Origin of the sequence: Paenibacillus sinopodophylli, from assembly GCF_005930355.1 — a bacterium.
Taxonomy (GTDB): Bacteria; Bacillota; Bacilli; order Paenibacillales; family Paenibacillaceae; genus Pristimantibacillus; species Pristimantibacillus sinopodophylli.
In genome coordinates, this window is record NZ_VDBO01000018.1 from 18,992 (window position 1) to 33,464 (window position 14,473).

A 14,473-nucleotide genomic window follows, 5' to 3' on the forward strand; every position below is an offset into this window, starting at 1 on the left:
ATTGATTTAAAGCAGTCCATCGCGCATTTCTTCTCTTAGGGAGTGACCAACCAACTGATGATAAAGAAACGAAATAGATGTCCCATAGCCTTATGCTATGAAATGTGCGATTTCCAAGATGGATTGGTGGGTGTAGCAAACCAAAGAATGATAGAATAATAAGAAGCACTGCGTACGGATTGGAGAGGAAACTGGGATGGTACTTACAGAAGCTATTCATTTAAAGGAAATGATGAATGGAGGCCCAATGAACGTCGCTTCCTTCTTACATATAGCTATAGGACTAACTGAGTCGGTACATCGGGCTCATAAGCAGAATGAATTATGTGAAAACTTGAATCCAGCGAGTATTCAAATGCAATTGGATATGAAAGCAGCTATTCTCACAGATCCGCTACTCAGGGATTACACTTATATGTCCCCCGAGCAAACAGGCAGAATCAATCATATGCCAGATGGGCGCAGCGATCTGTATGCTCTGGGTATGATCTTTTATGAGATGCTGTCAGGGCGTTTGCCGTTTCATGCACAAAGTGTAGAAGAATGGATACATGTACACCTTGCTTTTGTACCAAAGCCTCTAAGCGAATGGCGTTCGGATATGGCTGGCTCGCTTGAGGCTGTTATTATGAAGCTGTTGTCGAAGAATCCGGAAGAGCGCTATCAGAGTGCTTATGGTTTATTAAGTGATTTGAAGCGGTGCGCCTTATCGATGGAAGAAAAGGGAGAAGTCCTATCCTTCGAAATCGCTCAGGCAGATGAGGCAAGCCGGTTTCGGCTTCCTCAGACCCTCTTTGGTCGTGAAATGGAAGAAAGAGCTCTCCGAGATGCTTTCGAACAGGCAAAAGCTGGTGCATCTTCGTTCGTTTTCGTCAGCGGAAGCGCAGGAAGCGGTAAAACGGTGCTCGTTCGAGCACTGCAGATGTTAGTTAGAAGGGATGGCGGTCGGTTCGTTAGTGGCAAATGCGATATGATCAATCGCGACATTCCGTTCTCTTCATTGCTGGAAGCTTTGCGAAGCCTCATTCGACAAATATGGAGCGACTCACCGGATCGAGTGACGAAGCTGAAGAAACAATTAACAAAGGCTTTAGGCCTGGGAGCAGCTGTCATTGTACAGCTTTTACCGGAAGCTGCAGAGTTGTTCGATGTCATTCCAGCAATAGAACCGCTGCATCCTGCTGAGGCTGCTATTCGCTTTAACCGCTTAGTGCCTATATTCATAAAAGTTTTTGTAGATAAGCAGCATCCCTTAGTCATTTTCCTGGATGATCTTCAATGGGCAGATCCTGCTACAATAGATGTTCTTCGTACCATTGTACATGATCAGGCACGGCCTGGCTTACTCGTGATCAGTGCGTTTCGGGAGGAATTCGCTCTAGGATGGAAAAAACATGAAGAGAATAAAGTGGATGCAGCTGCATGGATGGCGGAGTCGCTTTCCTTGCATGATGAATTACAATTATCTGTAATTCATATCCATCTCGAGGCTCTGTCCTACATCGAAGTGAGACAATTCGTATCGGATGTTCTTGATGAGAACTCCGCCCGTATTCGCTCGCTCGCGGAGGTGTTATACCACCGAACAGGCGGCAATCCACTATACCTGAATCGTCTACTGGACAATCTGTATCGAGAGAATAAGCTTTATTATGATGAAGTAGAGGCGTCATGGTTCTGGGAACCATCTGTCATCACGGAAATCCCTGAGGATCCTGACATTCTACATTTAATAGAGGCTCGTATTCGTATGCTATCCCCCGAAAAGGTCGAACTGTTAGCCATAGGTGCTGCTATCGGACATCGTTTCTGTTCATTAACGATCTCTTTAGTTAGTGGGAATTCTCTGCTGCATGTACGGAGACTTCTGCATGCGATTGAGGAAGATGGTCTATTATGCCGAGAAAATGATAGTGATGAGTCAGACGGTGTTGAACGTTATTATAGATTCTTGCATGACCGTATTCAACAGGCAGCTTACATGACCATGTCTGAATCGGACCAAGCGAGCTTACATCTGACCATTGGCCGTGTCATACGCGATCATTTATTAAGTGAGAGTGTATTTACTATATTTGATAGGGTGCATCACTTGAATCTGGGCAGCGAGAAGATAGAGGATGATGCGGAGAAGAGAGAGCTTGCCACATTTAACTATCAGGCGGGTTTAAAGTCTAAGGCATCAACAGCATTTACGTCTGCGCTCCATTTTTATGAGATCGCTTTACGTCTGTCTGGCGGTGACTGGCAGAATACAGCGTCCCTTGATTACCGGCTCATGCTGGAGGTAGCGGAATGTGAATATATGTGTGGTCATACAGATCGTGCGGAGGAATTACTCGCAAACTTAATGTCTTGCACAACAAACGTGGTAGAACGTTCTCATATCTATTTGATACGTATTGCCATGTATTCGTATTTGAAGAAGGATGAAACGGCTGTCCATATTGGGCAGCAGGCGCTAGCAGAACTCAGCTGGCATTTACCAAGCAAGCCTTCCAAAGCATTAGTTTTAAAGGAAATATTAATGACACAGAGCGCATTGTTCAATAAGGGTAGTGAGGTTCCTCATTTACCGATTAATCGTGACCCGCGCTATAAAGCATTGTCAGACCTGGTCATGGCGATTTCGCTCCCTGTCTATGTGTTAAGTCTAGGGCAATCAGCTGTGTTATTCTCAAGATTTGTTCGTTATGGTCTAAAGTATGGAAGCAATGAGGCTTTCTCCTTTATGCTTGCCAGTTACGGGATGGTTATTTATAAAATGTCAGGTTTCCGTACGGGGCCTCAATATGTAGATCAGGCATTCCATCTAGCAGCTTCCTTTGACAGCGCAGACCTGCGAAGCCGATTATATTATCTGAAAGGTCTTGTCGGCATTATTAATCCGGATGAAGGGATTAAGCAGTTTGAGAAATCGATCCAATATGGGATGGAATCGGCTAATCTAACCTATGTTAGCATTGCGATGATGACGACTATAACAAACTTCACCGGCGATTTGTATGCATTATCTGCACGGATCAAAGATTATGAAGAGACTTCACAGCAGCTTGTGGACGGAGTCACACGTAATATTTTTCGTAGGGCGAAATGGTACATCGCACAAATGCAAGATGGGGCTGGAGAAAGCGATGAAGTCGTTACGTCCTTACTAAACGAGCCATACAAGGATTTTTTGAATAACGAGGTCTATTATACATGCACCTGTAACATAGAGATTGCTTATCTCCTCGGGCGGTACCGAGAAGCCCTTGAATGGGCCAAGAGAGGTGAGAGGAATACATTCCTCCAAACTCGGCCACATGTTCGTAAACAAAGGATGTACCATTCACTAACACTTGCTGCTATGTATTCGGAAGTGTCGCCTAATGAGCAGAAGGAGATACGGTTTAAGTTGCGTAAGCACTTGCGTTCCATAAGGCGATGGTCTGGCTATAGCGGCAAGGATTCGTCTGCTTATTTGCTCTTATCAGCTGAAATCTATTGGATGGAGGGCAATCGAGTTGCTGCTGCTGAGCGGTACGAAGAGGCAACCCGGGCAGCCCGCCAGGCAGGAGAGGGACTAATGGAGGCTATTTCTTGTGAACGGGCTTCTATTTTCTATAGGCAGATGGGGAGTATGAACGGGGCGGAGGCTCTTATTGCTGATGCTTGTGACGCTTATACAAGATGGGGCGTTACTGCCAAAGTAATGAGGCTGAGAGAAAGCAATCAAGGATTAAGAACAGCCGCAATTGAGAGGATAGAGGACGACAAAGCAGTCACAGAGGAGCCTAGAGTAATCGAAATCAAGGCTGAACCCACGTCTTGGCATACAGCGGACAATAGGCGATACAAACAGCAGCAAGAATGGATGAGTTCACTAGACCATTGTCATACCATAGACCAATTTCTGGAGCTTGCAATCCGCTATTCTGGTGCGGAAAAGGGATTTATTGTGGGTAGCGAGGGAGAGAACTACGCTGTTGAAAAGGAAGGCTCGTTGAGCGATAACAGCGGAGCTTCGTATGGTGAGTCTATTATCCGTTATGTACTGAAAACAGGCGAATCGGTGGTACTTGCTAATGCTTCGCACAGCTCTTATTCCGCTGATCCCTCTATTCGTAGAAACCAGTCCCAATCCGTACTGTGTATGCCTGTTCTTTTCACAGGAGGGCTAACGCCATTCGCACTTTACTTGGAGAACAGTCTTATAGCCGGCGTCTTCACTCAAGAAATACGGGTCATGCTGGAGCAAATGATTGCCCGAATGATGTATGTGAAATCATTAGATGAAGCTCGAAGCCAAAGTTATTCACCAATCGTTCCAACAGATGATCTGTCATCAACTTTGGCGAAAGCTTCACAGCTATTCGAATCACTTACAAATCGTGAAACAGAGATCCTGTACGCGCTGACAGATGGATTGACGAATAAGGAAATTGCCTATCGATTCGGATTAACAGAAGGGACAGTCAAAGGCTATATTCATAACGTATACGGAAAACTGGGCGTTAAAAGAAGGAGTCAGGCCATCGCCCGTGCAAAGGAGTTAGCACTCTTAAATTAGACTTTATTCTACAATATTTGCGAAACACTAACTTTGGTTAGTGTTTTTTTGTATGGCTTGAGACCTATACTTATGTCCGAATTCAATAGTGGTATGGAGGAGAAAGCGACATGAGTGCAAGATTTCGAGCAAGTAGGAAAGTAACATCTATCATCTTAGTAATGTTGACGGTACTAAGCGGATGGAATGGGCTGTTTGATAGAGGGAATCAAGTATCTGCTGCGTCAGGTATAGACTTCGCAGGAGGAACGGGTACGAGCAGTGAGCCTTATCTCATTGAAACGGCTGCCCAGCTCGACGAGGTCAGATGGCATTTGGGCAACAACATACATTTTAAGCTGACAGCGGATATCGATTTGAGCGGTTATGCGGAAGGCGAAGGCTGGGCGCCGATTGGCGATAATAGCAATCAATTTAAAGGGCACTTGAACGGCAATGGGTTCAAAATTTTAAATCTTACGATTAATCGACCAGCAAGTTCTTATGTTGGGCTTTTCGGAGCAAATGCTATTGGAAGTTCAATTACTAATATCGGGCTGGAAAATATCAATGTAGTGGGTAATTTCTATGTAGGAGGCTTGGTAGGGGTCAATTATGGCTCAATTATTGGAAGCTTTACGACGGGAAGTATAAGAGGAAGTATTATTGTAGGAGGCTTGGTAGGGCAGAATGAGGCGCTAATCAGCAACAGCTACAGCAATACGAGTGTGAATGCGCAGCAGTACGCAGGTGGCTTGATAGGGATGAATACCTCGGAGATCAGCGACAGTTACGCGACAGGAAAGGTGGAGGTTTCAATCTCTACGCGAGGAGGCTTAGTCGGTTATAGTTACGTATCAGTCTTCCGTAGCTTGTACGACAGCGAAACGACAGGGCAAAGTGATACGGGGAAAGGCGAAGGTAAAACGACTTTAGAGATGAAGACGCTAAGTACGTATGAAAGTTGGCTGAGTTTTAACGATTATTGGGGAATCAATCCGGACGTGAATGAAGGATATCCCTATTTGAAAGCTTTCTACCGTGAAGTGAACTACGACGGCAACGGTAACACCGGTGGAACCGTGCCGAATGACAACAACGTATATTCCAAAAATGAAACGGTTACCGTGAGTGGAGATATAGATCCTTCAGATCCTTTAGTCAAAACCGACTATGTCTTCGTGGGATGGAATACGTTAGCGGACGGCAGCGGTACGAGCTATGTGTCAGAAGACACGTTCTCGATAACCGAGAATACAACCCTGTATGCACATTGGCTGAATACCAAAGCTACTTTGACATCCGGGTTTGGAACGGTGAGTGCGGGCGGGACAGCGACTGAGACCATTACGAGGATTCCGGGCGATGTGACGTTAGACGAGTTCAAGGCAGCCATCACGCCGGCAACGAATGCTACGTTCGAGATTTATGAGGCAGATGGAGCCACAGTAGCGACGACATTGGCATCGGGCAATAAGGTCATCGTGACGGCTCAGGATGGAGCAACGAAGAATACGTATACGGTGACGATGAATGCTATAAATGTCATTGCGACTGCAGCGATTAGCGGGGTACCTGCGCCAGTCGCGTACGAAGTGCCAGTTCGGGGGACAACTACAGATGAATATACCACATCAATTGTTTGGTCTCCGGAGGCTGCTCCCCGATTTGCAGAGGGAGAGACCTACACGGCAACGCTGACGATCACGCCCAAGAGGGGATATGTGTTGACGGGAGTGCCTTCGGATTTCTTCACGATAGCGGGGGCAACAGAAGTAACGAATTCAGCGGATTCCGGAGTGGTAACTGCGACATTCCCGGCAACCGGTACGATATTTTCCGGTGGCTCGGGAACAATAGAGGATCCCTACCTCATTGCAACCGTGGCCGAGCTTAATCAGGTCAGGAATTTCTTAGACTCGAGTTTTAAGCTGACAGCGGATATTGATTTGAGCAGATATGCGGAAGGCGAAGGCTGGATGCCAATCGGTTATAATGATCATCAATTTGAAGGAAACTTCGATGGCAACGGTTATACGATTACGAATTTAAAGATTAGTAGGCAGGGTACTGATCATCCTGTGGGACTATTCGGATTAATATCCGATGGGACGGTCCGAAATGTCATTCTGGAAAACATCGATGTAGGCGGTGGAATGTATGTTGGTGGACTAGCGGGATCAAACTCAGGAACGATCACGAACAGCGGGGTCATCACAGGAAGCGTCAGCGGGAACTATGCAGGCGGATTAGTCGGCGTGAACGGAAGCAGCATTACCAATAGCTTCTTTGCGGGAAGTCTGAGCGGAGCGACGAGATATGCAGGTGGATTGGTCGGCTATAACTATGGCACAATTAGCGATAGCTTGTCTACCGGAAGCATTAGCGGTCAACATCGGACAGCAGGAGGATTGGCAGGAAGGAATGATGGATCTATCAGCGACAGCTACGCCAATGGAAGCGTGAATGGGGAGCGTTTCGCTGGCGCATTGGTTGGCGAAAACTCGGATAGTACCGTCAACAACAGCTATGCTACGGGTGCCGTAACTGGCGAAGGAAGCTTGGGCGGCTTAGTTGGAACCAATGATTGGGCCACCAATAGCTTTTACGATAGCGAGACAACGGGACAAACGAGTTCGGGGACAAGTGGCGGTACGGGGCTAACGACAGCGAAGATGAAGCTGCAAACCAGCTATGCAGGTTGGGATTTCGTTCAAACATGGGCAATCGATTCCTCGATAAATAATGGGTATCCTTACTTGAGGAGCTCTCAGCTCCATTATGTCACCTATAACGGCAACGGTGAAACCGATGGAGAATTGACGAGTGCCGAAACCGAGTATGTGCGGGGAACAACGGTAAGCGTTATCGGAAACACCGGCAATTTGGTCAAGACAGGTTATGCATTCGCGGGATGGAATACGCTAGCGGATGGAACCGGCAAGAGCTACTCGGCTTCAGACAGCTTTACAATTACGGCGAGTAAGACGTTATTTGCTAGATGGATTAATATTACCGCAACGTTAACCTCTACAATCGGAACGCTTAGCACGGGCGGAACATTGCAAGAGACCATTACGAATATTCCGAGCACAACGACGTTAGAGGCGCTTAAGGCAGCGATTACGCCAGCAGTAGGTGCGACGGTTAAGGTCTACGAAGCAGATGGGACAACAGCAGCATCAACGTTGGCAACAGGCTATAAGGTTATCGTTACAGCACAGGATGGCGTAACACAGGTTACGTATACGGTAACATTAGGGAAAACGGTGGCGACACTAACTTCGACACTCGGCACCGTAAGTGCAACGGGCACAGGCAATGAAACGATAACAGCCATTCCATCCGGTACAACTTTGGCATCGCTGAAAGCAGCAATCACGCCAGCAGCGGATGCGACATTTGAAGTGTACCAAGCAGACGGAATAACGGTAGCTACAGAATTAGCGACAGGCAATAAAGTCATCGTAACCGCTGAGGATGGCGTAACGCAGGTTACGTATACGGTGACGGTACTGAAAAAGACAGATGCGACGCTAACTTCGACAATAGGCACCGTAAGTGCAACGGGCACAGGCAATGAAACGATAACAGCCATTCCATCCGGTACAACTTTGGCAGCGCTGAAAGCAGCGATCACGCCAGCAGCGGATGCGACGTTTGAAGTGTACCAAGCAGACGGAATAACGGTAACTACAGAATTAGCGACAGGTAATAAAGTTATTGTCACTGCCGAGGATGGCGTAACGCAGGTTAAGTATATGGTGACGGTGAATGAAGCAACAGCCCCACCCAATAACGGAAGCAATGGCGGAAGTGTTGTACCAACTCCAGCTAAAGTGACCTCGAAAGATGGCAACCTTACTCTTCCTGTTGGATCAATAGGCGAGGTTAGCTTGGAAGATCGGTTAACAATTACCGTTTCTACAGGCGCAGTCAATCAGGAACTGAAATTAACGATTACGAAATTACTGGATACGAAAAATGTGTTAGTCAATAAAGAGGTTCTTGCAAGCTCGGTATATGAAGTATTGAAAAACATCCCGGGTCATTTCATCAAGCCTGTAACGCTCACCTTTGCTTTCGATGCAAACAATATGAAGAGCGGCCAAGGGGTTGCGATCTTCTATTTCGATGAAGGGAAGAAGGAATGGGTAGAAGTGAAAGGCAGCAAGACAAGCGGAAATGTGATTTCAGTAGAGGTTGATCACTTTACGAAATTTGCGGTCCTTGTTGTAGACCAATCGACAGGACTTCCCGTGGTAGAGGGAACAACGCCTGCTGAACTTAGTGATATCGCAGGTCACTGGGCTGAAGCAAGCATCAAGCAAGCCGTAAAAGATGGTATTGTGAATGGCTATGTGGACGGAACGTTCAAGCCAGGTAAAACGATAACCCGTGCAGAATTCACCGTCATGCTGATGAAAGCGTTGAACGCTCAGGAAGCAGGATCTGAGCTGACCTTCACAGATAAAGCGGACATTGGGACTTGGGCGCAGGCTGCGGTAGTACAAGCGGTGCAAGCTGGCATTATTAGCGGTTATCAGGATGGGACCTTCCAGCCGAACGCGAATATTACGCGGGCTGAGATGGCAACGATGATTGGGAAGGCATTTGAGCTGACACTTGACCCGAATGCAGTCACCTCTTTCGCAGATGATTCATTGATTCCAGTCTGGGCAAAAAGTGCAGTAGCCGCTCTGAAAGAACGCGGCGTAGTGAAAGGTACGGGGGCGAATACATTCAATCCCCGCGTACAAACAACAAGAGCGGAAGCTGTTGTTATGCTTCTGAATACGTTGAATCTAGTAAACGAGAATAACGGTCAATAAAGTTATTATAGTGACTAACACAGAGGCTCAAGCTGAAATGATGCTTGAGCTTTTGTATTTCCTATATAAGTTTAACTAAAGAAATGGGTAGAAGAGGACAGAGTGTGAATGGTTCTGGAAACAACAGCGATCGGAAGAACTATTCACATGGCGGACTCCTGGCGACAATCATTAGTTGAAGTTATATAGATTTTAAGTTTATTTAGCAAATGCTGTGTTTTCAAGAAAATGGACAAGTTTTTGAGCAAACGCTTCAGGTTGATCCTCTTGTACATACGTCAGTGCGTTTTCTACGATCTCGAATCGCGCATCTGGAAAGATGCCATAAACTCTTCTTCCTAACGCAATAGGAAATAGCTTCGTATCATCAGCCCCCCAAATAACCAAGACGGGCTTATTAAAAGAAGTAAGCTTCTCGGCTGCTTGAATGGTGTCATGTATGGACCAGCCCTTAACGACCTTTGTAAAGTCAGCACGAACCCCTTTGTAATGAATGAAATGACGTATATATAGCTCGTATAAATCTTCTTTCGAAAGAGTATGAGATAGTAAGCCTAGCACCAATGACGTTTTTAATAATGGTTTAAATCGAAACAATTGAGCCATTAGAAAGGTGAAGCCAGGAATATGGACGCCTGCTACTAATAGTGAGAACGATTTTGGCGGAAATACTTCGAAAGCATCTGTGTTACAAAGGACTAGCCTCGATACTTTCTCAGAATAAGACATGGTGAATATTTGTGCGTAAGCTCCACCTGTATCATTACCTACCAGAATAATATCGTTCAGATCTAACACATTCAAAAACTCATTGATTAAGGCTACTATGCCTGTCGGTGTTAGATCAGTTTCAGGGTTCAGAGCAATGGAGTGCCCGCCTAAAGGTAAATCTGGAACAATGCATCGAAAATGTTTGGAAATGGCCGGAACCACTTTCCTCCAAGTGTTTCCGTTACTCAGCGCACCGTGTAAAAACACGATGGCCTGACCTGTCCCGTAATCTGTATACCTGATTATACCAGCGCTAACATAGGCTTCTTTCATGTGATGCCTCCTCTTTTGCTTTTACCAATCCTTACATGGAGTTTAACATACTTACAGTATGTTTAACAAACCCTAAGTATGTTAAGGGCGGCTGCGGCTTTCTAATTCAAAAGTTAAACGATATAATAAGGGCATGAACCCAAAATCACGCAGGCAAGATGATGCCGAACATACAAAAAAAGCCTTACTTAAACGTGCACAGTACTTATTCGCAGAGGATGGATACGCCAAAACCTCCATTGATGAAATTGCTAGACAAGAACAATTAACGAAAGGAGCACTATATTATCATTTTAAGGATAAAATAACGCTGTTTGAACAAGTAGTAGATGGACTACTAGAAGAGATGGTAAAACAGGTGTCCACTGCGATTGATACGGAGATTGATCCGTGGGAAAGAACCTTAATCGCCATTGAAACCTATTTGGAAGGTTGTCTTAATCCTGAGTATCGGCATATTGTCATTCAGGAAGCACCTGGCATACTTGGCTGGACCAAATGGAGGGAAAAAGAAAAACATAGTGTACTCGGTTTATCGACTGCGCTCTTAAAGGAGCTTATGGAGTCCAAGTACATGAAGAAGCAACCTATAGATTTGTTGGCACACATCATTTTTGGAGCAATAACGGAAGCAGCGATCGGCATTGCGCATTCAGAAGATCCCCATGCGGCGCGTAAACAAGCGAATGACATTTTGGGAAATTTGATTAAAGCACTAACATAGGAGGATACATGTCCTGGAGTAAAATGAAGCAACAACTGGAGAGCTTTCTTTGTCCTGCGTTAGAAGGACGGGTCGAATATCGTTCAACCAGCTATCGTTATTCACCCGATAAAGCAGGGCTTAGTTATATGGCGGTAGATAAGAAGAACGTATTCAATATGAGTGATCGTACGACTTTAGTTAGATGGTTTCAGACGGAGCTGGAGATCAAGAATGATCCAGCGATCCAAATCCCGATTAGCAATGAAGAGATAGAGGCGATGAGAGAAGAAACCAAAGGGAAGGTACCGGAGGATCGCCTGAAAATAATGGCAAGAAGCAGGAAAATATCTGTATATGCAAAAGAGCTTCTGGCAGCTCAGTCATCATTAAGTAAATCAAATTTCGTCACTATTGCTAATCAGTTTTTATCGACTTCTATAGAAGATTGCTTAGAGAGTCAAGATATATTATTAAATATTCTAGCTCTGGTTGACAGACGAGTTGGGAAAAAACGAATTCAAAATATGGACGAGAAGATGAAGGTAAAGCATCCAATCGTGCAGTTTTTTTATGAACTACGGCGCAGTACGTTATGAGAATTTATGGTTCTAATTCATGCGATTCGTAAGAAGAAATTAACATATCCATCAAATAGTGAGATTTAACAAAAATGAGGGCTTCTGTTATGCCGAAAAATGATAATATGCTGGCCATTCTATGGATGTTGAATTCGGGCGTGAAAATAACGGCTAAACAACTATCCGAAAAGTTAGAAATCAATATTAGAACAGTTTATCGGTATATGGATGCACTAAGTGCCAGTGGTGTGCCTATTATATCTGACACTGGTCATAATGGCGGGTATAGCCTGCTTCATCATTTCACCCGTGCACCTCTGTTATTTGATATGGAGGAAAAAAAAGCACTTCTTCATGCTGCTGTTTTTGCAAAAGAAGCGGGATACCCATTGAGCGAGGCACTTGGAAGCGCGACATCCAAACTTAAAAGGTATTCGACGCAGGAGCAGGAAAGTGTACTTAGTCATCAGTTATCCGGATTTGAAGTTATAAACCGAAAAGGATACGTATCTATTCAGCCAGTACTAGCGGAATTGGAGCATGCTCTAGCTAATGAATGCTCTGTAGATATTGATTATCGCACAAATCGCGAAGAACAGTATAAGAATAGGGTGATAGACCCTTATGGATTGGTTAATTGGAACAATAAATGGTATACGGTTGCATTCTGCCACCTCAGGAATGAGATTCGTATTTTTCGAGCAGAACGGATTTTACAAATCAAACGAACTCCAATCAGGTTTAAGCGTTCCGAAGGATTCTCGGCCCGTGATTATTTTATGAAAAATCTGTTGCCAGATTTAGTGGACAAAAACGGATTAGTTTCCTTAATTATCGGAGGCAGAACAGAGGCGCTGGATGACTTATGCCTGCATTGGTTTATGGGACATCATTTGAAAGAGCGGACTTCCAATCAGGCGACCTTCTTATTTGAAGCACAAGCCATTCATACACATGTTCCGTATTTTCTTCTTTCTTATGGGAAATCCATTCAAGTAATAGAACCACAACGATTAAAGGATAAGCTTGTTGCAATTGCTTCAGATTTAATAGAATATTATCAGCTCTAGCAGCTTCACTGACCGTAGATGTCAGTGAAGCTGTTTTATAATAATGATAGTCACGGAATACCAATGGATGGTTGGTGTCACGTGATAAGTTGAGCAATAAGGAGAAATTACAAATGAATAATACAGCATATCTTTATGTGTTTGACACCATGTCGGATTGGGAAATAGGTTACTTAACTGCCGAATTGAATACGGGAAGATATTATAAAAAGGGGCTTTCCCCATCCAAAATAGTTACGGTGGGAATTGAAAAGACTCCTGTAACCACAATGGGCGGATTGAGAATATTACCTGATCTTAAACTGGATGAGTGCAGCATTAAAGGCACAGATCTATTGATTTTGCCAGGTGGTGATACGTGGACAGAAAGCATTCATCATCCCATTCTAAAAATCGCCGAGGGCTGTTTGCAGGATGATATATGGGTCGCAGCCATTTGCGGGGCCACAATGGGACTTGCCCAGACCGGATTGTTGAATTCACGCTATCATACAAGCAATGATCTGGAATACCTTAAAATGATTTGTCCCGGGTACACGGGCGAAAAGCATTATAAAATGGAGCCTGCTGTAACGGATGGAACACTGATTACAGCATCAGGAATAGCACCGTTGGAATTTTCTGTACATGTCTTGAAAGCCCTCGGTGTGTTTTCTTCAACAACAGTAGATGCCTGGTATAGTCTTAATAAGACTCATGAACCCAAGTATTTCTATGAGCTAATGCAAGCCATTCAATGATCGTATAAGTATGAAATAGATTGTTGCTGCTGTAAGAAGGTTTCGAGCGTCTAAGCTTGAAGCCTTTTTGCTTTGGATTGGATGATATCTATTAAATATACCAGTAACTTCAAAATAACCAAATAGATTCCGATATAAAGGGTAGGCTTGGCAGAGGGCGATTACTACGCGTTTGAGTATGTTAATTTTATAGTGAGGAGATTGGAAATGAACCAACAATATTTACTGAAAAAATGGATACCTATTATGATAGTGATGAGTATTATGGTCGTTGCTCTTTTTATTTCGCTCGGAAATGGGAACTATTCAGTCCTTGTTAGTGTTGCTGTAGCTGTGGTTATTATCATAATGATTAGAAGAAGGGCTTCTGATAAAGTTGGGATAGCGCTAAAACAAAGAACGTCGGAGCAGCTTATTGTATGTTTGACGAAGCCACTCCAGTCATTAAAGGATAAGGAAATAATAGAAACCTTTGTTGCCTGCAACACAGCGCTATCCCATATTTTGTACGGTGAATACGAGCGGGCTGAAACGGTGATAGGACAGGTAAACTGGGATCGGAAAATTCCAATGTACCAAGCGATCTATTGGAATATAAAGACGTTAATAAAGTATTTCCATACCCATGAGTATACGGAAGGACTGTCATTGGCTAGGAAGGCTAAAGCTTTGGCAACTGTTTCACATGCATATCCGGGCAGCAAAAAAAGTAATATGGCTTATGAAGCGTATGTTGAAATTGGGCAAGTATTAGTGGGGATGGGTAGCGAACATAGCGTCACAAGCCTTGAATTGAAATTTGATAAGCTGCCCCTACTCGTTCAGTTGTTTGTCGCAAATGGATTATGTGTAGCTTATAAGCAGAGTGGACAAGCAGATAAGTTCGCAAAGATGGATGCCTTTATTAAGCAGAATGCGCCTTTTTGCAAAGCACTTCAGGATTACAGCGCATAATAAATAATCGGGTCTTGG

Annotated in this window: 8 protein-coding genes; 7 read left to right on the top strand and 1 reads right to left on the bottom strand. The window is 44.5% G+C overall.

All coding sequences use genetic code 11. The features are described 5' to 3' along the window. Positions 1 to 196 precede the first annotated feature (196 nt). Positions 197 to 4,552, top strand: coding sequence for a BREX system ATP-binding domain-containing protein (locus FGT79_RS28180; protein WP_138756172.1), 4,356 nt, complete (start codon positions 197 to 199; stop codon positions 4,550 to 4,552). 110 nt (positions 4,553 to 4,662) lie between these two features. Beyond that, positions 4,663 to 9,363: an S-layer homology domain-containing protein gene (locus tag FGT79_RS28185; protein ID WP_138756173.1), complete on the top strand. Its 4,701-nt coding sequence runs from the start codon at positions 4,663 to 4,665 to the stop codon at positions 9,361 to 9,363. A 198-nt stretch (positions 9,364 to 9,561) separates the two neighbouring features. On the opposite strand, the gene FGT79_RS28190 is transcribed toward FGT79_RS28185, so the two are convergent. After that, positions 9,562 to 10,407: an alpha/beta fold hydrolase gene (locus tag FGT79_RS28190; RefSeq protein ID WP_138756174.1), complete on the bottom strand. Its 846-nt coding sequence runs from the start codon at positions 10,405 to 10,407 to the stop codon at positions 9,562 to 9,564. 133 nt (positions 10,408 to 10,540) lie between these two features. Between FGT79_RS28190 and FGT79_RS28195 the strand changes: the two genes are divergently transcribed. The 5 genes from FGT79_RS28195 to FGT79_RS28215 all read left to right on the top strand — a co-directional run bounded on the left by FGT79_RS28195 (position 10,541) and on the right by FGT79_RS28215 (position 14,455). Next, positions 10,541 to 11,131 (top strand): TetR/AcrR family transcriptional regulator, encoded by a 591-nt coding sequence (locus FGT79_RS28195; RefSeq protein ID WP_138756175.1) that lies wholly within the window; start codon positions 10,541 to 10,543, stop codon positions 11,129 to 11,131. A gap of 8 nt (positions 11,132 to 11,139) precedes the next feature. Continuing rightward, complete coding sequence (locus FGT79_RS28200) at positions 11,140 to 11,709, top strand: SF0329 family protein (RefSeq protein WP_138756176.1); 570 nt, start codon at positions 11,140 to 11,142, stop codon at positions 11,707 to 11,709. 89 nt (positions 11,710 to 11,798) lie between these two features. Then, the gene (locus FGT79_RS28205) at positions 11,799 to 12,761 is read left to right on the top strand and encodes a helix-turn-helix transcriptional regulator (RefSeq protein ID WP_138756177.1); all 963 of its coding nucleotides are present in this window, start codon (positions 11,799 to 11,801) and stop codon (positions 12,759 to 12,761) included. 113 nt (positions 12,762 to 12,874) lie between these two features. Continuing rightward, positions 12,875 to 13,501, top strand: a complete 627-nt coding sequence (locus FGT79_RS28210) for a type 1 glutamine amidotransferase family protein (protein WP_138756178.1) — start codon at positions 12,875 to 12,877, stop codon at positions 13,499 to 13,501. A gap of 207 nt (positions 13,502 to 13,708) precedes the next feature. Continuing rightward, positions 13,709 to 14,455 carry a hypothetical protein gene (locus FGT79_RS28215; protein ID WP_138756179.1) on the top strand — a complete coding sequence of 249 codons (747 nt, stop codon included), beginning with the start codon at positions 13,709 to 13,711 and terminating at the stop codon, positions 14,453 to 14,455. Positions 14,456 to 14,473: the final 18 nt, after the last annotated feature.

Excerpts from the sequence above, each read along its gene's own strand:
- FGT79_RS28180 (WP_138756172.1), top strand. The coding sequence starts at position 197 with ATGGTACTTACAGAAGCTATTCATTTAAAGGAAATGATGAATGGAGGC.
- FGT79_RS28185 (WP_138756173.1), top strand. The coding sequence starts at position 4,663 with ATGAGTGCAAGATTTCGAGCAAGTAGGAAAGTAACATCTATCATCTTA.
- FGT79_RS28190 (WP_138756174.1), bottom strand. The coding sequence starts at position 10,407 with ATGAAAGAAGCCTATGTTAGCGCTGGTATAATCAGGTATACAGATTAC.
- FGT79_RS28195 (WP_138756175.1), top strand. The coding sequence starts at position 10,541 with ATGAACCCAAAATCACGCAGGCAAGATGATGCCGAACATACAAAAAAA.
- FGT79_RS28200 (WP_138756176.1), top strand. The coding sequence starts at position 11,140 with ATGTCCTGGAGTAAAATGAAGCAACAACTGGAGAGCTTTCTTTGTCCT.
- FGT79_RS28205 (WP_138756177.1), top strand. The coding sequence starts at position 11,799 with ATGCCGAAAAATGATAATATGCTGGCCATTCTATGGATGTTGAATTCG.
- FGT79_RS28210 (WP_138756178.1), top strand. The coding sequence starts at position 12,875 with ATGAATAATACAGCATATCTTTATGTGTTTGACACCATGTCGGATTGG.
- FGT79_RS28215 (WP_138756179.1), top strand. The coding sequence starts at position 13,709 with ATGAACCAACAATATTTACTGAAAAAATGGATACCTATTATGATAGTG.